Here is a 22,026-nt window from a genome sequence, read left to right on the forward strand (position 1 = left end):
AAGGTGTCAGGAAACTTTCTTTCTTTTGTCCATTTGTCAGGAAGAGAGAGGATGTGGACAAAAGGGGAACATACGGTCTGTAAGAATGTGTCGGTAAATGCCACAGCCGGATGGAAAAAGACGATGAAAAATTGGAATCATCCCCATGGTTTTGACAAATTCTGAAAGACTTACTGGCTATAATGTTCGTACAGGGCGGGAGGTGAAAGCAGCAACGGAAATAAACCTGTACATAGACGTGTTGTTCTTAGTTAATTTTACCATGGATTTCCTGGTATTATCCATCGTAAGGCGGGGGATGAAGTACCGTCTTATAAGATGGAGAATGATTTTAGGGGCTATGATGGGGGCGGCGTGGGCCGTGTTTGCTGCCGCCTTTCCATTTTTGCCCTTGTGGCTTGAGATGGTAATTACCTATCTGGCGGTGAGCACCCTGATGGTAATGACGGCCTTCGACGTAAAAAGACCAAAGGAAATAGGGAAAGCAGTAGGGGCTCTTTATCTGGCTGCAGTGGTGGTGGCCGGGATAATGGATGCCCTATATCAACATACGAAGGCCGGTTATTATATAGAACAGATTCTTAAGGGAAATGGTCAGGAAGCCATACCCTTTTACCGGTTGATTTTTCTTGCAGCGGGCACTTACTTCGGAATCCGCTATATTCTGTGGCGGATTCCCGGCATATTAAAGGGAAAGAGCAATTTTTATGAGGTCACCATGCACTACAGGGGAAAGGAAAAAAAGGTGACGGCTCTGCTTGATACGGGGAACCGGCTGTATGAACCGGTAAGCCGCCGTCCCGTCCATGTTGTGACCTATGAGGCTGTCCGGGAGCTCTGCGAAAGTGTGACAGCGGTCGTCTACATTCCCTTTGGCAGTGTTGGGAAAAGTGACGGCATGATGCCCGGAATCTTTTTAGACGAGATGGAGGTACGTCAAGGGGAAGATGTGAAAGTAATTGAAAAGCCTCTGGTAGCTGTCTGCAAAAAGGCATTATCCAAAAACGGAGAATACCAGATGCTGCTGCATGAAGAGTGAATGATTGATGTAAAGGAGAGAGTATCGACATGATTATAAAAGTTTCAGTACCAAACCGTTTTCAGTTTAAGGCAATTCCAACATTCAAAACGCTGATGATGCCGTCTCAGGGGGAAATCCATTACATCGGGGGAGCGGATATCCTGCCTCCGCCTTTAGACAATGAGAAGGAGGCGCAGATCATTGCTCTCCTGGGCGGAGATGAGGATCAAAAGGCAAAATCAGAGTTAATCGAGCACAATCTGCGTCTTGTGGTCTACATAGCGAAAAAGTTCGATAATACCAGTGTGGGTGTTGAGGATTTGATCTCCATAGGGACCATCGGACTTATTAAAGCCATCAATACCTTTAATCCGAAGAAAAATATCAAGCTGGCCACCTATGCATCCCGCTGCATTGAAAACGAAATACTCATGTACCTGCGCCGGAATAATAAAACAAAGATGGAGGTTTCCATTGATGAGCCTTTGAATGTGGATTGGGATGGCAATGAGCTCCTTTTATCAGATATTCTTGGAACGGATGAAGATGTCATTTACAAGGACTTGGAAACCGAGGTGGAACGGAATCTGCTCAATACCGCCATCAGCCGTTTAAGTCCGAGAGAGCGGAAGATCGTGGAGCTTCGGTTTGGGCTTACGGATGAGGAAGGGGAAGAAATGACCCAGAAGGAAGTAGCGGACTTACTGGGGATATCCCAGTCCTATATATCCAGGTTGGAAAAGAAGATTATGAAGAGGCTTAAGAAAGAAATCGTACGGTTTGAATAAGGGTCTGATGGTATGTAAGATAAGCCTGCCTTTTTGTCTGGAAAGGTGGGCTTATGCTCTTATAAGGAAGTTCGATTCGCCGGATGGCTCATCGAACGGCTTATTTTCTAAATTCAGGCGGCGCTTTTCGCTTGCCTTCATTAAGAAAATAATGCCTAAGAAAGGTAATTCTTCATGGTCTTTAACGCATTTTTTTCCAGGCGGCTTACCTGTGCCTGACTGATATGGATTTCTTCCGCCACCTCGGTCTGGGTTTTCCCTTCAAAAAAGCGCATATCAATAATATGACGCTCCCGCTCCGGAAGACGTCTCATTGCCTCGTTTAAGGAGATATCCTCCACCCAGTTTTCCTCCAGGTTTTTTTTGTCGCTGATCTGGTCCATGACAAAAAGAGGATCACCTCCATCGGAATAAACCGGTTCATAAAGGCTGACCGGACTTTGTATGGCATCCAGGGCATAGGTGATGTCTTCCTTGCTGACCCCGATTTCCTCCGCAATTTCCATAAGGGTTGGTTCTTTTAAATTTTTTTTCATTAAGTTTTCTTTGGCATAAATGGCCTTATAAGCGGTATCACGCAGGGAACGGCTGACGCGGATGGAATTGTTATCCCGAAGATAGCGCCGTACTTCACCCAGGATCATGGGCACCGCATAGGTGGAGAACCGGACATTCTGCGTAATATCAAAATTGTCAATGGCTTTGATTAAACCGATGCAGCCAATCTGAAATAAGTCGTCCACGTTTTCGTTGCTGCCGGAAAAACGCTGTATGACACTGAGAACCAGTCTTAAGTTTCCCTTGATGTAATCTTCTCTGGCTTTCTTATCCCCGTCAAGAATCCGTTTGAACAGGACTTCCTTCTCCTCATTGCTCAGAAGAGGCAGTTTGGAAGTATTGACGCCACAAATCTCTACTTTGTATCCAGACATATCTTTCCCTCCGCATCATTTTTTATTGCTCATAAGGAAATGATGTACTCAATCGAGGGCTTTTATACGATGGCTGAATCAAATTTTATTTCCAGTTTTTGGGGCGTTTTTAATCTTGTCTATTTTTTTCATACAATATCAGCAATCCCTTTAACAACAGTGCATCGTCATAATGAATTGTGTGACGGCAAAGCGAAATGACAGAAGAAGCCAGTCCTCCGGTTGCCACCAGGCTTGCAGAACTTCCCAGTTCTTTTTCGATGCGGTCGATGACACCGTCTATCATGGCGGCGTTGCCGTAAAGGATTCCGTTTCTCATGCAGTCAATGGTATTTTTCCCGATTATTTTCGTCGGCTTGTTCAAACCGATATAGGGCAGCTGCGCGGCCCGGCTGCTTAAGGAATCCAGGGATACTCTTAAGCCCGGAAAAATAATGCCTCCGGTGTAGTTCCCTGCACGGTCAATGACGGACATGGTGGTGGCGGTTCCCATATCAATGACGATAATAGGGGCCGGATAATCCTTTAAGGCAGCGACTGCATCTACAATCAAATCGCTGCCAACGGTCTTTGGGTTATCCATTTTGATGTTCAGTCCGGTTTTCATCCCAGAACCGACCAGCATGGGAACCTTTCCTATTATTTTTTTAACAGCAGAGAGAATCACATCGGTGAGAGGAGGAACGACGGAAGATACGATTGCTCCTTCGATGGAAGAGATGGGCAGGCTGTGGATTTCCATAATATCTTTTATATTAACCGCATATTCCAATTCTGTTTTTCCGTGATTGGTGGTTACGCGCTCTACAAAATACGTTCTGGTATGATCGATGCCTCCTATGACAATATTGCTGTTTCCCAAATCAATGGCTAAAATCATAGAGGGAACTCCTTTCCAACTTTTTTTTCTTATGCTATACTGTAGAGTATCATATTTTAAGTCAAAAAACAACGGGAGGCGCTTATGCTGAAAGGAAAAAATATCGTTTTAGGAGTAACAGGAAGCATCGCGGCCTATAAAATAGCCGGACTTGCCAGCATGCTGGTGAAAAAGGGCTGTAAGGTACATGTCCTGATGACGCAGAATGCCACAAATTTTATCAATCCCATTACCTTTGAGTCATTAACGGGCACCAAATGCCTGGTCGATACCTTTGACCGGAATTTCCAGTTTAACGTGGAACATGTGTCACTAGCAAAGCTGGCGGATGTTGTGATGATCGCACCGGCAAGCGCCAATGTGGTTGCAAAGCTGGCTCACGGTCTGGCGGATGACATGCTGACCACCACGGTTCTGGCCTGCAGATGCAAAAAGATCATAGCTCCGGCCATGAATACCAACATGTATGAAAACCCCATCGTACAGGATAATTTAAAGATCTGTGAATCCTATGGAATGGAAGTGATAAAGCCGGCCGTGGGGTATCTTGCCTGCGGAGATACCGGAGCCGGTAAGATGCCGGAACCGGAGGTCTTATTTGATTACATTGAAAAAGAAGCAGGCTATGAAAAGGACTTAATTGGGAAAAAGGTCCTGGTTACGGCCGGGCCTACCAGAGAAGCCATAGATCCGGTACGGTTTATCACCAATTATTCCACTGGAAAAATGGGCTATGCGGTAGCCAAAGCAGCATCCTTAAGGGGAGCTGATGTGACACTTGTGACCGGCAGGACCGATACCCCAAAGCCCAGGTTTGTGCGGCTCATAGAGGTTGACAGCGCCAGGGAGATGTTTGACGCGGTCACAGCGGTATCGGAAAATCAGGATGCCATCATCAAGGCAGCGGCTGTGGCGGATTACAGGCCAAAGCATGTGGGAACGGAAAAAACAAAGAAAAAAGACGGAGATATGGTTATAGAACTGGAACGGACGGACGATATCTTAAAATGGCTGGGAGAACATAGGAGAGAGGGACAATTTCTCTGCGGTTTTTCCATGGAAACCCAGAACATGCTGGAAAACTCAAGGGCCAAGCTTGAAAAAAAGAATATTGACATGATCGTGGCCAATAATTTAAAAGTAGCCGGAGCCGGGTTTGGAACGGATACCAATGTGGTGACCATCATAACCAGGGAAAAGGAACTGCCGTTGGATAAGATGAGCAAGGAAGAAGTGGCGGACCGTCTTCTGAATGAAATCTTTTCCCTTCAGAATGATCCGGCAGAGTGAATCTTGACTTATGGTAGGAATCATACTACAATAGACAAGTTGAGACGTAAAATTGGAGGAACTATTTTTGTGAATATAGCGGAAGAAATTAAAAAGAGAAGAACATTTGCCATTATTTCCCATCCGGATGCCGGAAAGACGACGTTAACAGAGAAGTTTCTTCTTTATGGAGGCGCAATCAACTTAGCGGGCTCCGTAAAAGGCAGAAAGACTGCCAGGCATGCCGTTTCTGACTGGATGGAGATCGAGAAGGAGAGAGGAATTTCCGTCACCTCCTCTGTTTTGCAGTTTAACTATGACGGATTCTGCATCAACATTCTGGACACGCCCGGACATCAGGATTTCTCGGAGGATACCTACCGGACCCTGATGGCGGCCGATTCGGCAGTCATGGTCATTGACGGCTCAAAAGGTGTGGAGGCCCAGACCATCAAGCTGTTTAAGGTCTGCGTGATGCGCCATATTCCGATCTTTACCTTTGTTAATAAGATGGACCGTGAAGCGAGAGATCCATTTGAGCTGATGGGTGAAATCGAGGACGTCCTTGGGATCCGGACCTGTCCGGTCAACTGGCCCATAGGCTGCGGAAGGGAATTCAAAGGGGTTTATGACCGTTTCAAGGAAACCATAACCACATTCCGGGCGGCTATGAACGGACAGAAGGAAGTGGAATCCACAGAAGTCCGGCTGGGAGATTCCCAGGTGGATGGGATGATCGGAGAGGATTACCACCGTCAGCTTATGGAAGATATCGAACTGCTTGACGGCGCCAGTGACGAGCTGGATATGGAACGGGTCAGCAAAGGCGATCTTTCTCCTGTATTTTTTGGTTCCGCGCTGACCAACTTCGGAGTCGAGACATTTTTACAGCATTTTCTTCAGATGACAACATCCCCGCTTCCAAGGCTGACGACAACAGGAGTTGTTGATCCCTTTGATGAGGGTTTTTCCGCTTTTGTATTTAAGATTCAGGCCAATATGAATAAGGCCCACCGGGACCGCATTGCATTTATGCGGATCGTCTCCGGTAAATTTGACGCAGGCATGGAAGTGAACCATGTACAGGGCAGTAAAAAGCTTCGTCTATCCCAGCCTCAGCAGCTTATGGCCCAGGATAGAAAGATCGTGGAGGAGGCTTATGCAGGTGATATCATCGGAGTGTTTGATCCGGGTATTTTCTCAATAGGAGATACGCTCTGCAAATCCAATGAGAAGTTCGAATTTGAGGGAATCCCAACCTTTGCACCGGAGCATTTCGCAAGAGTACGCCAGATGGATACGATGAAGAGGAAGCAGTTCATCAAAGGTGTAAACCAGATTGCCCAGGAAGGTGCCATTCAGATTTTCCAGGAATTTAATACCGGAATGGAAGAAATCATTGTCGGAGTCGTCGGAGAACTGCAGTTTGAGGTATTGACCTACCGTCTGGAAAATGAGTACAATGTAGAGGTAAAGCTTGAAAAGCTTCCATATGAATATATCCGCTGGATCGAGAATAAAGATGAAATTGATGTGACAAAGATTCAGGGAACATCCGATATGAAGCGCATCAAAGATTTAAAGGACAACCCACTTCTTTTATTTGTCAACAGCTGGAGCGTTGGCATGGTATTGGAACGTAATCCGGGACTGAAGCTTTCTGAGTTCGGCCACAATTAGGCGTCAGGGAGCCGGAAACGGTGAAATAGAAAAATATAAGGAGGCAGCAGACAATGAGCAGGATTGATGAAGTAAGAGCGGCGATGGTAGAGGCCATGAAGGCAAAAGACAAGCAGAGGAAAGATGCCTTATCCATGCTTCTTGCAGCACTTAAGAACTTTGAAATTGATAAAAAGGACCATACCCCGATTACGGAGGATGAGGCCAATGCGGTCGTAAAAAAGGAAATCAAACAGACCCAGGAGACTTATGATCTGGCACCTGCAGACCGGGAGGATATCCGGGGAGAAGCAGCACTGCGCATTGCGGTATATAAGGAATTTGCTCCGGAGGATATGGGCGTGGAGCAGATTAAGGAAGTTATCCTTTCTGTTCTTGCGGAACTGGGGATTGAGGCTCCGACTGCAGCAGACAAGGGAAGGATCATGAAGGTTCTGATGCCGAAGGTAAAAGGCAAGGCAGACGGCAAGGCAGTGAATGATACGCTGGCAGCTATGATGAAATAAAAATAGAAAAAGGGGTGTGGATTATGTATAAGAAAGAGATAGAAGCGTATATCGAGTCCCATAAGCAGGAAATGATAGAGGACATCTGTACTCTGTGCCGGATCAACAGCGAGAAGATGCCTTATAGAGAAGGGATGCCCTATGGACCGGGAGCGTTTGAGGCGCTGAATGAAGCTTTGTCCATGGCGGAATCCTATGGTTTTTCCATTACCAATTATGATAATTACGTAGGAACTGCAGATTTAAATGTTAAAGAACACCAGCTTGATATTCTGGCCCACTTAGACGTTGTTCCGGCCGGGGAAGGCTGGAAGGAAACGGAGCCTTTTGAGCCTGTGGTAAAGGGAGATAAATTATTCGGCCGCGGTACAGCCGATGATAAGGGACCGGCTGTTGCAGCTCTTTATGCCATGAGAGCGGTAAAAGAGCTGAATATTCCCCTTAAGAAAAATGTCCGGTTGATTTTGGGAACCGATGAAGAGTGCGGAAGCTCTGATATCGCTCATTATTATGCCATTGAAAAGGAAGCACCCATGACCTTTTCCCCTGACGGGGCATTTCCGGTGGTGAATACGGAAAAAGGAGGCTTAAACGGCCATTTTACTGCGGAATGGACTCCCTCCGGCAAGCTTCCAAGGCTGGTCAGCATAAATGCAGGCATTAAGGTAAATGTTGTACCCGGTAAGGCCAATGCGGTGGTTGCCGGCGTTGATGAGGAATCTCTTTCTAAGGCTGCGGCGGAATGTGAGAAAAAGACAGGAATCCGTTTTGAACCGGAATGGGGAGAAGGAACTGTCTCCATTACGGCAATCGGGGAAAGTGCCCATGCTTCCATACCCGGAGAAGGGAATAATGCCCTGACAGGACTTCTTGTATACCTGACAGAACTTCCTCTGGCAGAGTGTGAGCAGATGACCATGATCCGCCGCCTGCTGGAGCTGATTCCTCATGGTGATACCTCCGGAAAGGCTCTGGGAATCGCCATGGGCGATGAGATCTCCGGCGATCTGACCCTGGCGTTCAGCTTATTGAAGGTGACGGATTCCGGTCTGGAGGGTACGTTTGACAGCCGGTGTCCTATTTGCGCAACGGAAGAGAATGTCCTGGAAGTTGTGAGAAAGAACATGGCAGAAAAGGGATTCACCCTACACAATGATTCCATGAGACCGCCTCATCATGTGGATGGAAATTCGGAATTTGTAAAGACCCTGCTTCGTGCTTATGAGGATTATACCGGCCGCAAGGGAGCGTGCGTATCCATGGGCGGCGGTACCTATGTTCACGAATTAAAGAACGGCGTTGCTTTCGGAGCCGCCATGCCGGAGACCGATAACCGTATGCACGGTGCGGATGAATATGCCGTCATTGAGGAACTGGTTGTAAGCGCAAAGATATTTGCACAGGTGATCGTGGACCTTTGCTCTTAAATTGAAAGATTTTCAGCTTCATTTATAAAATAAGTATTGACAAAAACGGGAACAAAGCGTAAAATACGCCTCATAAGTAATTCCTAGTTTATCTATAGGAATCAGTAGAAGGAGCAGCTGCCATGAACCAATGGAAAGCCATGCAGATGAATATGAATCGGATGAACGGCATGTGTCGGATGATGTGTCGTATATCAGAGCGCGTAAATAACCGATAATGGATCTTCATTTGTATGGATTGTGATTGAGTTCGCTGGTGGCAGCGAAATGCGGAGTTTTTCAGGTCGCAGGTCTGTGCAGGGCTTGCGGCCTTTTTGTACCTGAAAGAAAGGAAATGGACATATGCAGTCAGCAGAACCTATTATCCAGCTGGTCGGACTCGGGAAAGAGTTCCATACGGCAAACGGCCCGATCAAGGCGTTAGATGATATTAACCTGTCCATCGAGCAGGGAGAAATATTTGGAATTATCGGTTTGAGCGGGGCCGGAAAAAGCACTTTGGTCCGTTGTATCAATTATTTGGAGATCCCTACTTCGGGAGATGTGCTTTTTGAAAACAAAAGCCTTTCTTCCATGAGACCCGGGGAACAGAGATTGGCCAGACGATCCATGGGCATGATATTTCAGCAGTTTAACTTACTGGCCCAGAGGAACGTTCTTCAGAATGTCTGCTTCCCTCTGGAAATTGCAAATGTTCCAAAGAAGGGAGCGGTAAAGAGAGCCATGGAGCTTTTGGAGATGGTTGGCCTTAAGGACCGGGCCAAAGCATATCCATCCCAGTTGTCGGGAGGACAGAAGCAGAGAGTTGCCATAGCAAGAGCCCTGGCAACGAATCCCAAGATTCTTCTCTGTGATGAGGCTACAAGTGCCTTAGACCCCAACACCACAAAGTCCATTCTTGGACTTCTTAAGGAAATCAACAGATCCATGGGCGTTACCGTGGTAGTCATCACTCATGAGATGGCAGTCATTGAAGCTATCTGTGACCGGGTAGCGATCATCGACCAGAGCCATATCGCTGAGGCCGGAAGCGTGACAGAGATATTTTCTGAGCCCAAATCCAGGATTGGCCGCCAGCTTATATTAGGGGATGCGGCAGAACAGGCTATCCGGTTCGGGAACTCCAGAAGGGTGAGGATTTCTTTTGATGGACGCTCCTCTTTTGAGCCGGTGCTTGCCAACATGATCCTGGCCTGTAAGGTTCCGGTGAATATCATACATGCGGAGACAAGAGACATAAGCGGCACCGCTATGGGGCAGATGGTCATACAGCTTCCTGAAGATGAAGTGGACCAGACCCGGGTGCTTAATTATTTAAAAACAGCAAAGATAACACATGAGGAGGTGAAGGATTATGACCTTTGATGCAGCGGCCTTGGGAATGCTTAAGACAGGAATATGGGAAACCCTGTTCATGACATTTACCTCATCCTTTTTTGCATACCTCATCGGAATTCCGTTAGGCATTATCCTCATAGTCATGGATAAAGACGGCATCTATCCGGTTCCCTGGTTCCAAAGGGTTCTTGGACTTATTATTAACCTGCTTCGTTCGGTGCCTTTCATCATTTTGCTTATTATGGTAATGCCGATTACGAAGAAAATCGTGGGGACTACTTTGGGAGCAAAGGCTGTGATCCCCCCTCTGGTAATTGCTTCCGCACCCTATGTGGCAAGAGTCGTAGAGTCATCCTTTAAGGAAGTGGATGCAGGGGTGATAGAAGCGGCAAAATCCATGGGTGCTTCCACCTTTCAAATCATATGGAAGGTTCTTCTCCCGGAGGCAAAGCCTTCTCTTTTGGTAGGTGCGGCCCTTTCTGTTACCACCATACTGGCTTATTCCGCCATGTCGGGCTTTGTAGGAGGAGGCGGACTGGGAGATATTGCGATCAAATACGGATATTATCGCTATCAGACGGAGATGATGTTTGTAACGGTAGCGATCCTTGTTATCATTGTCCAGATCATTCAGGAAGCCGGCATGAAATTATCCAGAGTGAGCGATAAAAGAATCAACTAGTAACAGCCTAAGGCGTTACCATATAAAATTATAAGGAGGAAAAAATTATGAAAAAATCACTTTATGTACTTACGGCAGCTTTGCTTGCGGCAGGTGCGTTGACAGCATGCTCAGGAGGCAAAGAAACACCTGCGACAACAGCAGCGGAAACACAGGCTGCGACGGCCGAGGGGACAAAAGCGGAGGAAACAACGGCAGCAGCAGGCGAATTGGAGAAGATTGTTGTCGGTGCTACCCCGGCTCCTCATGCGGAAATTTTAAACGCCGCTAAGGAGATTCTGAAGGAACAGGGCTATGATCTGGTAGTCAAAGAATATACGGATTATGTACAGCCGAACCTGGCGCTGGAATCTGGTGATCTGGATGCGAACTATTTCCAGCACAAGCCATATCTGGATCAGTTCAATGAAGAAAAAGGAACCAATCTTGTAAGTGCGGCAGCCATTCATTATGAACCATTCGGCATTTACGCAGGAAAGACAGATTCTCTTGACAAGCTTGCCGACGGGGCACAGATTGCAGTTCCCAATGACGTTTCCAATGAAGCGAGAGCGCTTCTTTTACTGGCAGACAACGGCCTGATCGAATTGAAAGAAGGCGTAGAGCTGGAAGCGACCAAAAATGATATTGTAAAGAATGACAGGAATTTTAAAATTGTTGAAGTAGAAGCTGCCCAGCTTCCCCGTTCCTTAGGCGACGTGGATATTGCGGTCATTAACGGAAACTATGCTATTGAAGCAGGCTTAAAGGTATCCGATGCTCTGGCGGTAGAGGATGCACAGTCTGCCGCAGCAACCAAGTACAGCAATATCGTTGCGGTACGCTCCGGGGAAGAGACCAGCGAGAAAACAAAGGCTCTGGTTCAGGCTCTGTCAAGTGACACGGTGAAGAAATTCATCGAAGATACCTATGACGGCGCTGTAGTTCCTTCGTTCTGATTAAGGGCTTATTTTCAGTGATTGCCGGAAAGCCGTTGCTAAAGCACATTGCGTTGCTTTTGCAGCGGTTTTTCAGCGTTTCAGGATTTATGACAGAAAATCTTAATTTTACAGATGGTGGAAAATATTGTATAATCGCTATATTATGACAAAAAAGGGAGATGATACTGAATGGATCAGGATGATCATAAGGATTACAGCGGTCCTTCCACTGATTTAGATAACGAGGTCCGGCCGGACTCCTTAAGTCCTGTGGAAGGGTCTGAGCATGGTTCCTTACAGGAAAAAAGGGATTGGAATTACAATACCGTTTATCAGCAGCCTAAGAAGTCTCCCCAGAGCAATATGGCACTTGCTTCTCTGATCATGGGAATTATTGGGATCGTCACAGCCTGCTGTTGCTATGGGGGATTGATTTTCGGAAGCCTGGGAATTTTATTTGCGTTGCTTTCAAGGACAGAGGACAGGTTTGAAGGGTATGCAAAGGCAGGTCTTATCACATCATCTGTCGCTTTGGTGATGGTTGTTTTGGTGGCCATTGCTTTTGGGGTTTTCATTATGGTTGAAGGTCTGCAGTCAGGAGGTGTATTTTGATGAAGACTCCGTCATCGGAACTGAAACGGCGTGCCAAACAAACATTAAAGGGCAGATATGGCTTATGCATTGGTACAATGTTTATTGTGTATGCTGTTGTGTTTACCATTGTGCTGATTTATTTCGGAGCTGTATTTTCTCTGGAACTTGCAAAAGCTTCTTTTTTTACAAGTGGAAATGGAAAAGCAACATTTATAATCTTCCGTGGAGCGGCTTTTTTCGCATACGTGGTGATGCTCTCTCTGGTCGGTCTTTTGACGCCGGGAATCAGCAGGATTTATTTAAATTTATGTACGGGCCAGCCGGCCCGGGTCTCAGACCTGCTTTATGCGTTCCAGAATAAGCCTCATAAGTTTTTAGGGTTTTATTTTATGACCATTTTGATTAGGATCGTCTGGGGAATTCCTTATTTCGTGGTTTTTGCTGTTTCCATCATTACTGACTTCATACCGGTCATGACCGTGCTGACGGTGCTTATGTATCTGCTGTGGCTTTTCGGTGCCTTATTTACCATGCTGTTCCTGTCCCAGTCCATGTTCATTCTTATTGAATCGCCGGATAAGAAGGTTTTTGCAAGCTTTCGGAAAAGCGCGGATATGATGAAGGACTATAAGGGAAGTCTTTTCTATCTTTACTTGAGCTTTTTTGGAATCATTGTGCTGGGATATTGCTCTTTCGGCATCGGTTTTCTTTGGATTTCGCCTTATGTCCAGTGTACATTAACCGAGTTTTATCTGGATTTAAAAGCCCGTTATGAGCCAAAGTCCTATGACAGATATGAGGACCGTTCGTTTGAAACAATGCGGAATCCGGAAAATCAATGATTGAAACGTGTCACACGGTTTGTATGCGCATAGAATACACTAAGGAGGATAGGAGGTGTATCTATGCGCATTTCTGAATAGATACTAAGATGATATCAGTAATTGACATGCTAAATCTTGGGGTATATTTTAAGGTGGAATTCGGGGATCTCTTTTTTAGTTCCACGTTTTTCTTTAGAGTATTCGATTTTTTCCAAAACCTCCTTCAATAAAATATTTTGTTCTTCTGGGGTTAAATTGTTATAATTATCAAGTAAAAATTCTACCTTTGGAATTAATGATTGTCTTCTTGTCTTAAATTCTTCCTGGCTTTTTTTCTGTTCAAGTAAGTCGTTAAGAGCATTCTGTGATAGGTTTAATTCATATTTTATCTTTTCTGCCCGATCTTTGAGTGTATCTGCATCATAAATCCCTTTCTCAAACGCTTCATATGCCTTGTCTAACCATTTTTGGCATTTATCTATACAAGATATAGTCTCTTTTATCTTGGCTTGTGTAACAGCCGTTCCTATGACTGTAAGTTGAGAGGTAGAAATTGATATGCGATAATCGGCAAGCCATTCTTTTAAAGCTATTAGCAGCTTTTCCATCACATCTTCAGCAGCAGCTCCGGGCATATCACATTTCTTACATAGAAATAACTCTTGTTTAATCCTTCCACTAATAGGACGTCGAATCATTGTATATCCGCATTGCCGGCATTTAAGTAACCCGGCAAGAGGATTTTTGATTGTGCCATTCAGCCAAATTGGAGCCTTGGAACGGGAATTAAAAACTTTTTGCGCCAGATCAAAGATTTCTTTATCGATGATCGGTTCATGTAAAGCGGGAAAGTAATCACAATCTTTATTGACTGGTGTAGAATTTTTGACATTTCCATTTACCATAATCTTTACGATCTTACGTTTACCAGCCGGTATTTCGCCAATATAAGTATGATTAAGCAATATGTCACGTATTACGTTATGAGCCCATGTTTCGCTAAACCGCGGCTTTATGCGCAGTTTATCGAGGGCTTTACCAATAGCTGTAGCGCTAATAGGTTTATTATTGGTTTCCGGGGTTCCTATAGTATACATAGCGTAAATCAAACGAACTATTTCAGCTTCTTCGGGGACTATTTTAAGACTATAGCCTTTTTGATCTTTGAGTTTATAACGTTCATATCCATATGGAGCTTTTCCCCATGGCCATTTTCCTTCTTTTGCTGTATTATATTTTCCGTCTCGCAGTCGCCGGCAAATTGTTTTATATTCGCGCCGGCTCATGAAGAGGCCGAATTCAGCATACTCTTCATCAAATTCATTATTGGGATCGAAGGTTTTCATAGGAGTGATTATTTTTGTATTACCGTATTTAAAAGTCTCCATAATGAGTCCCTGATCCCTGGTATCTCCACGGGCTAAACGTTCCAGTTCTACGACCAGAATACCATCTGGCCGGTTGTTTTCGATATCGGTAAGCAAACGCATCATTTCCGGCCTTGCAGCAATAGTTTCGCCAGATACAACTTCACGATAAATTTTGGAAATATTTATTCCCAAGTGCTCGGCGAGTTCCTTTAAACGGTTCTCATGTCTAGCCAGGGTTTCACCTTCTCCATGTGCCTCCGCTTCTACATCTTCACGTGACTTGCGTAAATACATATAATATTTTCCATTGGGGTCTAGTGCCAATTATATCATCTCCTTGTTAAATGTACGTAAAACAGGGCATAAAAATAACACCCATTGACCGGGTGCACCAAGAACGCGTTTTTTTCTATTCTTTTCCCCTCACTTACCATAATGTTATTGAGCGTATAGCGTAAGCAAGGTTAGTGCAAACGCGCGAATGAACGTGTCAACTAAAAAGGGAAGATTAGAAACAAGTACAAACCGTATTACATAGTATCAATTAGAGGATCTTTTAAGAGGTGCTATATGAAAGTAAAGGAATACAAGTTCGACAATTGTACAATTGAAATTCATGATGATTACCTTGTCGATGAAACTAGGAAGAAGGAAATACTTGAAAATGCTGGGAAAATTGTATCTCGAGCATTGGAAAGACAACTCATGGATAACCAGATAGGAACCGCCTGATATGGCGGACATGCTGGACAAGCTACCTTTCGATTATTACTTGTTTCGTGTTCCTTACTATGGTTAAATTACAACTTATAAAAGTTGAATATATAAGGACGTAATATAATTGAATATTGACTCTTTATTGGTTTGAATATATAAAAGTTTATATAAGGCGGTGAAAATGTGGGAGCAACACCAGAATACACTAAGAAGGCAATACAGAATTACAATAATAAATTTGACAGAATAGCGGTAAACTTACCCAAAGGTAGTAAAGAACGGATTAGAGAAATTACGGGTAAAAGTTGTAATTCTTATATATCCGAATTGGTTATAGATGACCTGGAGAGATTAGAAAGAGAGGGGAATAACAATGAGCAATAGAGAAAGAGCGATAGAGCTATTGAACCAAGTCCCGGAGTATAAAATGGGCTATGTGCTGGCATATATCCAGGGCATAACAGCAGATGAAGAAGCGGACGATATTTTCTGTGAAAAAATGTATCAAAATTATCTAAACGATCATGATCCGGAAAAGGATAAAACATACAGTCTTGGAGAATGTAAAGAAGAATGGGGGATTGGTGGTAATTGTCATTGACGCTGGGAACAGAGGAGAAATTTATAAAGATTATTAATACTTAAGGGCTGGCAGTTGATTTTTTAAATGAATCCCCCATGTATTTATTACTTACATAGGGGATGTCATCTACCATTATGTCAGAAAATTGTTTCGTAAAGTAAGAGATAGGCTGTTTCTTTTAGCGGATTAGCTGTAGTTTCTATAACACGATAAGTTGCGCTGGGCTCTAAATTTGTAAAAGATGAATTTATACTCGTTGAACCTATAGTAGTCCTAGAATCTATAGTAGTCCATCTACCATTGACATATTTTTGTAAGGTTATTGTACTGGTATAATCATTAGTAGCTGGGGTGGCAAAAAGAATAGCAAAACTATAAGATAGACAGTCTGAATATAATACAAAGGATGGAGTTATATTTAAAGACCGACTATTAATATTTTGCGCCTTTTCATATATGGTTCTTTGCGTAGAAGTAGAAGCAGAAGCAGAAATAGATAGTACTAGAACTAATATTGCACATAATAAAATTGAAAATATTCTTCTTTTTTTCAACACAATCGCCTCCTTATTAATTATGTAATAGATGCCGCTGTTTAATTATATATTAACCGGAAAACTGTATGGAGCGATTCAGCCGGTACAGGATCCCCGTTTCGCTCATGATGTTTTCATAAGACTCCTGACGCTTCTCCATAAAAAACATACAGCCGTTTGTTCCCATTTGCTCTGGGCATGTAGGAACTCAATTGCCTTAAACATATACCATTGTTTGAGGTGTAACAATAAATTTATATCCGATAAGTATTCTCGGTTCCCAAACAAAGTAATTGCTATGTCTTATTTTACCAAATATTTCCCAATTCTGCTTCACATAATAAGCCATATCAGGGACAACAAACCTATCGAGATTTCCAATTTGTTCCATTCCATAACCTGATGGTTCTTTAATATATTTGAAAAAACCAATCCAGTAAGCACCATTTCCATCTGCTGTCATATCTAAGGTTGTCATTACAGAACCATTTGGAATAGTTGAATCATTTGTCAGGTCGTAATACTGTGATGGAACATAAGTATCATAGTCATTCCCCAGAGGAACATATCCAAAGTTAAAGCTTAATCCCGGATCTCTCCATCCTGTGTCACCATTTTTAAAGGCCGGACCAAAATAAAGAGTATATGGATAATCACTGTAACCTGTATTCGGCTGAACAGCTAAATAGTATGTACCTGTCTGATTAATATTGATATAAAATTCCTCAGCAGTATTTCCAGCCTGAAAATTATAATATGCACCAGTTAAATCACTGTTAAACAGTGCCATATCATAATCGCAGCCAGAGGGAATATTCATAAGTACGAATGAATATGGCTCAGAAGTATCTAATATTTCAAGCTTATACCAATCTACATCTCCTTCATGGATCGTTGCAGTAATCTTTTGCCCCATAAGACCACCCGTTGCTGTTGCTATGGAATTATTAGGTTCATATTTATCTCCACTTGAAGCCAATGCCATTGCCTCGTCAGCATTAAATTCCATGTTAAACTTTCCCTTTAAAGTATCTACTGATACAAAGTCACTGCAATCCGCAACGTTTTCAGTTCCAGTCAAATTTTTAAATAAAATGGAATCTGCATCTTCATTTACAATATTAATAACATTTCCACCTTCTGTACATTCTGCTGCAAATACAGGCATTGAAAAAATCATAGTCCCTACTAAAGCTAAACATAAAATTTTTCTAAGTTTCATAGCATATTTCTCCTTTCTACATTTGGGTGTTACGTTTTAGTTTCTTGGGTTGATAAATCCCATACACGGTGGTGGCCAGCCGGAATAAATTACATTTGACTCGACCTCTGCTACTTTAGTAATTACTTGAAGTACACTCTTTTTTATTTGATTTTATCCATACCTCTCCCTCCTTTCCGCGACTTTTTGAAATAATTATAAAAAAGTATCTAAAGCAAGTCCTCTTATGGTATATAATGGGAATCTATTTATCAAAGACACAATGTTGTAATCTGCTGCGGGGTACTTCCGCACATTGCATGTGCTTTACACCTGCAGCTTGTACATCTTCATATCTTACGGAATTAGGCAAAATGCTGTATAAAATACTTAAATAAACATGTACTTTTAAAATAATAGTAGTACTACAAAATGTAAAAATCAATACAAGTGCTAAAATTATACATGTTAAGTGCCAAAATTTGCATTTGATTAGTATAAAATAATGGATTTTTACTGATATCACTTTAGTATTATTGATCTCAAGCAAAAAGAAGTAATAAACATCTGCGACTGCAGGCGCCTTGGCTACGTTGGTGATGTGGACTTTGACATGGAAACCGGATGCCTTCTGGCAATCATTGTGCCCGGACCCGGGTGCTTCTGCGGATTTCTGGTCAGAGAGAGGGAATATGTGATCCCCTTCTGTGACATACGTCAGGTAGGACCGGATATCATTCTGGTGAATGTGGATTTGGATAAAGCAACGGAAAAATGCGGAATATAGTAGTGGATGGGGTTGCGAATCTGCGGATTGTAAGTTATGATATACATAATGAAATTACAGTCCGTAAGACAGGAGGATCAGAGGCGTGAAATGTCCATTTTGCAACGAAGCAGATACAAAGGTCATTGATTCCAGGCCGGCAGATGACAACAGCTCCATCAGACGCCGCAGACAGTGTGAGAAGTGCGGAAAGCGTTTTACTACTTATGAGAAGCTGGAGACCATGCCACTCATGGTAATTAAAAAAGATAATTCCAGAGAGGTTTATGACCGTTCCAAGATAGAATCAGGAATTCTTCATTCCTGCCATAAGCGGCCGGTATCATCCCAGCAGATCGACTCTATGGTAGATGAGATAGAAACTCAGGTTTTTAACCGTGAGGAGAGGGAAGTGGAAAGTACCGTGATCGGAGAGCTTGTCATGAAAAAACTGCAGGAAGTGGATGAGGTGGCCTATGTCCGCTTTGCTTCCGTATACCGGGAATTTAAAGATGTGAATACGTTTATGGAAGAAATAGGAAAATTATTAAAGAAGTAGGAGATCTATGTTTGAGACATTTTATCCGGATGAAGATGTGGTTTCCACGTATGAGATACCCTTTGAGAAATTGCATGATAATGGAATCAGGGGCGTGATTTTTGATATAGACAATACTTTAGTTCCCCACGGCGCGCCTGCGGATGCAAGGGCAAAGAGACTGTTTTTGCGATTAAGGAAGCTTGGTATGGAAACCTGCCTTCTTTCCAACAACAAAGAGCCGAGGGTAGCTTCCTTTGCCCGGGCTGTTGGCAGTTCCCATTATATTTATAAGGGGAATAAGCCCGGAATAAAAGGCTACCGGAGGGCCATGGAATTAATGGGAACGGCTGCCGGGCAGACGGTTTTTGTGGGGGATCAGCTCTTTACGGATGTTTTTGGAGCCAAGCGGGCGGGAATCCACAACATCCTCGTAAGGCCGATCCATCCGAAGGAGGAAATCCAAATCGTATTTAAGCGGTTTCTGGAAGCGGTCGTGTTATATTTTTATCACAGGGATAAGAAAAACAAAAGTGATAAGCTTGGAAACCGGGAGTAACTTCAAGCGGGTAAAAGGCAGCTTTAAGGGTATAATATGGCTGAGAAGATCCGGACAAGCTGATTTAACCGGAAATAATGGAATGGAAACTGCATATTCGGAAATATACAGGAAATTACAAAGGAAATCCGTGATTCACGAACGGAAAGAGAGGCGGGAGTAAGGATATGAAAATTCTTGTGCTGAACGGACCAAATCTGAATTTTTTGGGAATCCGTGAAAAAGGAATCTATGGAACAGAGGATTACAGCTCTCTGGTTGAAATGCTGAAAGAAAAAGCGCAGCGGGAAGGACATGAGCTGGAGGTCTGTCAAAGCAATTATGAAGGCGGACTCATAGATAAGATTCAGGAAGCTTATCACGACGGAACGGAAGGGATCATCATTAATCCCGGGGCTTTTACCCATTACAGCTATGCCCTAAGGGATGCTTTGAGCTCCGTTGAAATACCGAAAATTGAAGTCCACATATCCAATGTCCATAAAAGGGAGGAATTCCGCCATGTGTCGGTGACTGCACCTGTTTGTACCGGACAGGTGGTTGGTCTGGGGCTGAAGGGCTATGCTCTGGCGATGGACTTTCTGACAGGCAGGTAGTCCTTTGGGATCAAAGAAAAAGGAGTTATTTGCAAAAAACTGTTGAAAATGCATTTATTATAGTATAGAATATAAAAGGTTAAGAAGAGAAATTCAAGGAGGAATATCATTTATGATATCAGCGGGTGATTTTAGAAACGGTATCACATTGGAGATCGATGGTACTGTATATCAGATTATGGAGTTCCAGCATGTAAAACCTGGAAAGGGTGCCGCGTTCGTAAGAACTAAGATTAAAGATGTGGTAAACGGCGGCGTTGTAGAGCGCACATTCCGCCCGACAGAAAAGTTCCCACAGGCAAGAATCGACAGAGTAGACATGCAGTATCTGTATGCCGATGGAGATCTTCATAACTTTATGGATACGAATACCTACGAGCAGATGGCTTTGAGCCCGGAGGTGATCGGCGATGCATTAAAGTTTGTAAAAGAGAATGAATCAGTTAAGGTTTGCTCTTACAACGGCAAGGTATATTCCGTGGAACCACCGTTATTTGTGGAGCTCGTGATCACAGATACGGAGCCTGGATTCAAGGGTGATACCGCTCAGGGCGCTACCAAGCCGGCTACCGTTGAGACCGGTGCAGTGGTATATGTTCCTTTATTCGTTGAACAGGGTGATAAGATTAAGATTGATACACGTACAGGTGAATACCTGTCCAGAGTTTAACCGAATCAAGTAAGTCCCCCGCTTCAAATACGAAAAGCATTAAGTGGTGGGTGGGGACTTGCTTGTGTCAGGTGGAGTATAAGCTCCACCTGACAAGCAGCGATAGCTGCTATTCGGTTATGCCCGATGGAGCGGGGCACGCTGTGAGCAAGTAGCGAAGCGGATTGCGAATATCCGTTTGACTCAGGAAGGAAAAGGACCGGGCTGCCCGGTCTTTTTTGCTATTATAAAGAAAAGAAGGGAGAGTCGGAGCAATGATGGAACAGCTGTCTATGTTTGACCAGATACAGGCGGGCGCCGGCCCGTTAGCCAGCAGGCTGCGGCCTAAAAATATGAATGAGTTCGTTGGCCAGAAACACCTTTTAGGCGAGGGCCGGGTCTTAAAGCAGATGATTGACCAGGACCGCATCTGCTCCATGATATTCTGGGGGCCGCCGGGGGTGGGGAAGACGACTCTGGCCAGGATCATCGCAGGCCGGACAAAAGCTTCCTTTGTTGATTTCAGCGCTGTAACCAGCGGAATCCGGGAAATTAAAGAAGTCATGGCACAGGCGGAGAGAGACCGCCGCACGGGTCTTAACACCCTGGTATTTGTGGACGAGATACACCGTTTTAACAAAGCGCAGCAGGATGCATTTCTCCCCTATGTAGAAAAAGGAAGCATTATCCTCATTGGCGCCACGACTGAGAATCCTTCTTTTGAGATTAATGCCGCATTGCTTTCCAGATGCAAGGTATTCGTCCTTCAGGCCCTCTCTTCGGAGGATTTGGTGGAACTGCTGCACCATGCCCTGGAAAGCCCGGATGGATTGGGAGACCAGAAAATCGGTATAGAAGAGGACAGTTTAAAGGCCATTGCCCAGTTCGCAAACGGCGATGCCAGAACTGCTCTTAATACGCTGGAAATGGCGGTTCTAAACGGTGAGATAAGCGCAAAGGAAACAACGGTAACAAAAGCGGTGCTGGAGCAGTGCTTAAGCCGGAAATCTTTGTTGTATGATAAAAACGGAGAGGAACATTATAATCTCATATCGGCTCTTCACAAATCCATGCGGAACAGCGATCCGGATGCCGCCCTTTACTGGCTGGCCCGGATGCTGGAAGCGGGGGAGGATCCTCTTTATGTAGCCAGGCGGCTGATCCGGTTTGCCAGCGAGGATATCGGAATGGCAGACAGCCAGGCGCTTACTGTGGCTGTGTCCGCTTATCAGGCCAGTCATTTTAACGGGATGCCGGAATGCAATGTGAATCTGGCTCATACAGTCATTTATTTATCCATGGCTCCCAAATCCAATTCAGCTTACCGTGCTTATGAGATGTGTAAAGAGGATGCGCTTCATACCCTGGCGGAGCCGGTGCCTCTTGTGATCCGGAATGCGCCTACCGGTCTTATGAAGGAGCTTCATTACGGCGAAGGTTATCAGTATGCCCACGGGACAGAAGATAAGATTGCCGCAATGCAGTGTCTGCCGGACTCTCTAAAGGACAGGGAATATTATAAGCCCACAGAGGAAGGTCAGGAGGACAGGGCTTATAAGCGCCTGAAAGAAATAAAAGAATGGCGGAGAGACCATAAAAAATTTGATTTTTAACATTACTTGTAATATAATTAGTATTTAGCTTAGAAAT

25 protein-coding genes are annotated in these 22,026 nt (G+C 44.1%); 20 read left to right on the top strand and 5 right to left on the bottom strand.

Going from position 1 to position 22,026, the window contains the following annotated elements; genetic code table 11:
- Positions 1 to 145: 145 nt before the first annotated feature.
- Both BQ9856_RS08010 and sigE read left to right on the top strand, forming a co-directional pair.
- Positions 146 to 1,039 (top strand): sigma-E processing peptidase SpoIIGA, encoded by an 894-nt coding sequence (locus BQ9856_RS08010; RefSeq protein ID WP_077610557.1) that lies wholly within the window; start codon positions 146 to 148, stop codon positions 1,037 to 1,039.
- 29 nt (positions 1,040 to 1,068) lie between these two features.
- Complete coding sequence (gene sigE / locus BQ9856_RS08015; RefSeq protein WP_077610558.1) at positions 1,069 to 1,809, top strand: RNA polymerase sporulation sigma factor SigE; 741 nt, start codon at positions 1,069 to 1,071, stop codon at positions 1,807 to 1,809.
- 155 nt (positions 1,810 to 1,964) lie between these two features.
- Here the strand turns inward: sigE and sigG are convergent, their stop codons facing one another.
- Complete coding sequence (gene sigG, locus BQ9856_RS08020; RefSeq protein WP_077610559.1) at positions 1,965 to 2,741, bottom strand: RNA polymerase sporulation sigma factor SigG; 777 nt, start codon at positions 2,739 to 2,741, stop codon at positions 1,965 to 1,967.
- Between the two features lie 109 nt (positions 2,742 to 2,850).
- Positions 2,851 to 3,621 carry a type III pantothenate kinase gene (locus tag BQ9856_RS08025; protein WP_077610560.1) on the bottom strand — a complete coding sequence of 257 codons (771 nt, stop codon included), beginning with the start codon at positions 3,619 to 3,621 and terminating at the stop codon, positions 2,851 to 2,853.
- 84 nt (positions 3,622 to 3,705) lie between these two features.
- On the opposite strand from BQ9856_RS08025, the gene coaBC reads away from it, so the two are divergent.
- The 9 genes from coaBC (at position 3,706) to BQ9856_RS08070 (ending at position 12,879) form a co-directional block, all read left to right on the top strand.
- The gene (coaBC, locus tag BQ9856_RS08030; RefSeq protein WP_077610561.1) at positions 3,706 to 4,911 is read left to right on the top strand and encodes a bifunctional phosphopantothenoylcysteine decarboxylase/phosphopantothenate--cysteine ligase CoaBC; all 1,206 of its coding nucleotides are present in this window, start codon (positions 3,706 to 3,708) and stop codon (positions 4,909 to 4,911) included.
- 69 nt (positions 4,912 to 4,980) lie between these two features.
- Positions 4,981 to 6,570: a peptide chain release factor 3 gene (locus tag BQ9856_RS08035; RefSeq protein ID WP_077610562.1), complete on the top strand. Its 1,590-nt coding sequence runs from the start codon at positions 4,981 to 4,983 to the stop codon at positions 6,568 to 6,570.
- Positions 6,571 to 6,623: 53 nt separating this feature from the next.
- A complete protein-coding gene (locus BQ9856_RS08040) occupies positions 6,624 to 7,076 on the top strand; it encodes a GatB/YqeY domain-containing protein (RefSeq protein ID WP_077610563.1) in 453 nt (150 codons plus the stop codon).
- Positions 7,077 to 7,099: 23 nt separating this feature from the next.
- Positions 7,100 to 8,503, top strand: coding sequence for a Sapep family Mn(2+)-dependent dipeptidase (locus BQ9856_RS08045; protein ID WP_077610564.1), 1,404 nt, complete (start codon positions 7,100 to 7,102; stop codon positions 8,501 to 8,503).
- Between the two features lie 342 nt (positions 8,504 to 8,845).
- On the top strand, positions 8,846 to 9,868 hold the full coding sequence (locus tag BQ9856_RS08050; protein WP_077610565.1) for a methionine ABC transporter ATP-binding protein: 1,023 nt from the start codon (positions 8,846 to 8,848) through the stop codon (positions 9,866 to 9,868).
- The gene (locus BQ9856_RS08055; RefSeq protein WP_077610566.1) at positions 9,858 to 10,523 is read left to right on the top strand and encodes a methionine ABC transporter permease; all 666 of its coding nucleotides are present in this window, start codon (positions 9,858 to 9,860) and stop codon (positions 10,521 to 10,523) included. The genes BQ9856_RS08050 and BQ9856_RS08055 overlap by 11 nt, the downstream gene beginning before the upstream one ends.
- A gap of 47 nt (positions 10,524 to 10,570) precedes the next feature.
- Positions 10,571 to 11,461 (top strand): MetQ/NlpA family ABC transporter substrate-binding protein, encoded by an 891-nt coding sequence (locus BQ9856_RS08060; RefSeq protein ID WP_077610567.1) that lies wholly within the window; start codon positions 10,571 to 10,573, stop codon positions 11,459 to 11,461.
- 171 nt (positions 11,462 to 11,632) lie between these two features.
- Complete coding sequence (locus BQ9856_RS24795) at positions 11,633 to 12,055, top strand: DUF4190 domain-containing protein (protein ID WP_077610568.1); 423 nt, start codon at positions 11,633 to 11,635, stop codon at positions 12,053 to 12,055.
- Positions 12,055 to 12,879, top strand: a complete 825-nt coding sequence (locus tag BQ9856_RS08070) for a DUF975 family protein (protein WP_077610569.1) — start codon at positions 12,055 to 12,057, stop codon at positions 12,877 to 12,879. The genes BQ9856_RS24795 and BQ9856_RS08070 overlap by 1 nt, the downstream gene beginning before the upstream one ends.
- A 110-nt stretch (positions 12,880 to 12,989) precedes the next feature.
- Here BQ9856_RS08070 and BQ9856_RS08075 read toward each other — a convergent pair whose 3' ends face one another.
- Positions 12,990 to 14,555 carry a recombinase family protein gene (locus tag BQ9856_RS08075; RefSeq protein ID WP_077610570.1) on the bottom strand — a complete coding sequence of 522 codons (1,566 nt, stop codon included), beginning with the start codon at positions 14,553 to 14,555 and terminating at the stop codon, positions 12,990 to 12,992.
- Between the two features lie 246 nt (positions 14,556 to 14,801).
- Between BQ9856_RS08075 and BQ9856_RS24800 the strand changes: the two genes are divergently transcribed.
- The 3 genes from BQ9856_RS24800 (at position 14,802) to BQ9856_RS08085 (ending at position 15,549) form a co-directional block, all read left to right on the top strand.
- Positions 14,802 to 14,963, top strand: coding sequence for a hypothetical protein (locus BQ9856_RS24800; RefSeq protein ID WP_200801278.1), 162 nt, complete (start codon positions 14,802 to 14,804; stop codon positions 14,961 to 14,963).
- A 168-nt stretch (positions 14,964 to 15,131) separates the two neighbouring features.
- A complete protein-coding gene (locus BQ9856_RS08080) occupies positions 15,132 to 15,332 on the top strand; it encodes a hypothetical protein (RefSeq protein WP_077610571.1) in 201 nt (66 codons plus the stop codon).
- The gene (locus BQ9856_RS08085) at positions 15,322 to 15,549 is read left to right on the top strand and encodes a hypothetical protein (RefSeq protein ID WP_077610572.1); all 228 of its coding nucleotides are present in this window, start codon (positions 15,322 to 15,324) and stop codon (positions 15,547 to 15,549) included. Before BQ9856_RS08080 ends, BQ9856_RS08085 begins: the two co-directional genes overlap by 11 nt.
- Before the next feature lie 119 nt (positions 15,550 to 15,668).
- On the opposite strand, the gene BQ9856_RS24180 is transcribed toward BQ9856_RS08085, so the two are convergent.
- Positions 15,669 to 16,085 carry a hypothetical protein gene (locus BQ9856_RS24180; RefSeq protein ID WP_139348673.1) on the bottom strand — a complete coding sequence of 139 codons (417 nt, stop codon included), beginning with the start codon at positions 16,083 to 16,085 and terminating at the stop codon, positions 15,669 to 15,671.
- A gap of 199 nt (positions 16,086 to 16,284) precedes the next feature.
- Positions 16,285 to 17,289: a hypothetical protein gene (locus tag BQ9856_RS08095; RefSeq protein ID WP_077610573.1), complete on the bottom strand. Its 1,005-nt coding sequence runs from the start codon at positions 17,287 to 17,289 to the stop codon at positions 16,285 to 16,287.
- A 514-nt stretch (positions 17,290 to 17,803) separates the two neighbouring features.
- Between BQ9856_RS08095 and BQ9856_RS08100 the strand changes: the two genes are divergently transcribed.
- The 6 genes from BQ9856_RS08100 to BQ9856_RS08130 all read left to right on the top strand — a co-directional run bounded on the left by BQ9856_RS08100 (position 17,804) and on the right by BQ9856_RS08130 (position 21,989).
- The gene (locus tag BQ9856_RS08100) at positions 17,804 to 18,055 is read left to right on the top strand and encodes a PRC-barrel domain-containing protein (RefSeq protein WP_442855578.1); all 252 of its coding nucleotides are present in this window, start codon (positions 17,804 to 17,806) and stop codon (positions 18,053 to 18,055) included.
- Between the two features lie 85 nt (positions 18,056 to 18,140).
- Positions 18,141 to 18,593, top strand: a complete 453-nt coding sequence (gene nrdR, locus BQ9856_RS08105; protein WP_077610575.1) for a transcriptional regulator NrdR — start codon at positions 18,141 to 18,143, stop codon at positions 18,591 to 18,593.
- Between the two features lie 7 nt (positions 18,594 to 18,600).
- Complete coding sequence (locus tag BQ9856_RS08110; RefSeq protein WP_077610576.1) at positions 18,601 to 19,131, top strand: YqeG family HAD IIIA-type phosphatase; 531 nt, start codon at positions 18,601 to 18,603, stop codon at positions 19,129 to 19,131.
- Between the two features lie 167 nt (positions 19,132 to 19,298).
- Entirely contained in the window at positions 19,299 to 19,727 is a 429-nt protein-coding gene (gene aroQ, locus BQ9856_RS08120) for a type II 3-dehydroquinate dehydratase (RefSeq protein ID WP_077610578.1), read from the top strand.
- A gap of 112 nt (positions 19,728 to 19,839) precedes the next feature.
- Positions 19,840 to 20,397 carry an elongation factor P gene (efp, locus tag BQ9856_RS08125; RefSeq protein ID WP_077610579.1) on the top strand — a complete coding sequence of 186 codons (558 nt, stop codon included), beginning with the start codon at positions 19,840 to 19,842 and terminating at the stop codon, positions 20,395 to 20,397.
- 257 nt (positions 20,398 to 20,654) lie between these two features.
- Positions 20,655 to 21,989 (top strand): replication-associated recombination protein A, encoded by a 1,335-nt coding sequence (locus BQ9856_RS08130; RefSeq protein WP_077613301.1) that lies wholly within the window; start codon positions 20,655 to 20,657, stop codon positions 21,987 to 21,989.
- The last annotated feature ends 37 nt before the right edge of the window (positions 21,990 to 22,026 follow it).

Origin of the sequence: Clostridium sp. Marseille-P2415 (assembly GCF_900155545.1) — a bacterium.
Classification (GTDB): Bacteria; Bacillota; Clostridia; order Lachnospirales; family Lachnospiraceae; genus Lacrimispora.

Coding starts and splice junctions, on each gene's coding strand:
- BQ9856_RS08010 (WP_077610557.1), top strand. CDS start 146: ATGGTTTTGACAAATTCTGAAAGACTTACTGGCTATAATGTTCGTACA.
- sigE (WP_077610558.1), top strand. CDS start 1,069: ATGATTATAAAAGTTTCAGTACCAAACCGTTTTCAGTTTAAGGCAATT.
- sigG (WP_077610559.1), bottom strand. CDS start 2,741: ATGTCTGGATACAAAGTAGAGATTTGTGGCGTCAATACTTCCAAACTG.
- BQ9856_RS08025 (WP_077610560.1), bottom strand. CDS start 3,621: ATGATTTTAGCCATTGATTTGGGAAACAGCAATATTGTCATAGGAGGC.
- coaBC (WP_077610561.1), top strand. CDS start 3,706: ATGCTGAAAGGAAAAAATATCGTTTTAGGAGTAACAGGAAGCATCGCG.
- BQ9856_RS08040 (WP_077610563.1), top strand. CDS start 6,624: ATGAGCAGGATTGATGAAGTAAGAGCGGCGATGGTAGAGGCCATGAAG.
- BQ9856_RS08045 (WP_077610564.1), top strand. CDS start 7,100: ATGTATAAGAAAGAGATAGAAGCGTATATCGAGTCCCATAAGCAGGAA.
- BQ9856_RS08050 (WP_077610565.1), top strand. CDS start 8,846: ATGCAGTCAGCAGAACCTATTATCCAGCTGGTCGGACTCGGGAAAGAG.
- BQ9856_RS08055 (WP_077610566.1), top strand. CDS start 9,858: ATGACCTTTGATGCAGCGGCCTTGGGAATGCTTAAGACAGGAATATGG.
- BQ9856_RS08060 (WP_077610567.1), top strand. CDS start 10,571: ATGAAAAAATCACTTTATGTACTTACGGCAGCTTTGCTTGCGGCAGGT.
- BQ9856_RS24795 (WP_077610568.1), top strand. CDS start 11,633: ATGGATCAGGATGATCATAAGGATTACAGCGGTCCTTCCACTGATTTA.
- BQ9856_RS08070 (WP_077610569.1), top strand. CDS start 12,055: ATGAAGACTCCGTCATCGGAACTGAAACGGCGTGCCAAACAAACATTA.
- BQ9856_RS24800 (WP_200801278.1), top strand. CDS start 14,802: ATGAAAGTAAAGGAATACAAGTTCGACAATTGTACAATTGAAATTCAT.
- BQ9856_RS08085 (WP_077610572.1), top strand. CDS start 15,322: ATGAGCAATAGAGAAAGAGCGATAGAGCTATTGAACCAAGTCCCGGAG.
- BQ9856_RS08095 (WP_077610573.1), bottom strand. CDS start 17,289: ATGAAACTTAGAAAAATTTTATGTTTAGCTTTAGTAGGGACTATGATT.
- BQ9856_RS08110 (WP_077610576.1), top strand. CDS start 18,601: ATGTTTGAGACATTTTATCCGGATGAAGATGTGGTTTCCACGTATGAG.
- aroQ (WP_077610578.1), top strand. CDS start 19,299: ATGAAAATTCTTGTGCTGAACGGACCAAATCTGAATTTTTTGGGAATC.
- efp (WP_077610579.1), top strand. CDS start 19,840: ATGATATCAGCGGGTGATTTTAGAAACGGTATCACATTGGAGATCGAT.
- BQ9856_RS08130 (WP_077613301.1), top strand. CDS start 20,655: ATGGAACAGCTGTCTATGTTTGACCAGATACAGGCGGGCGCCGGCCCG.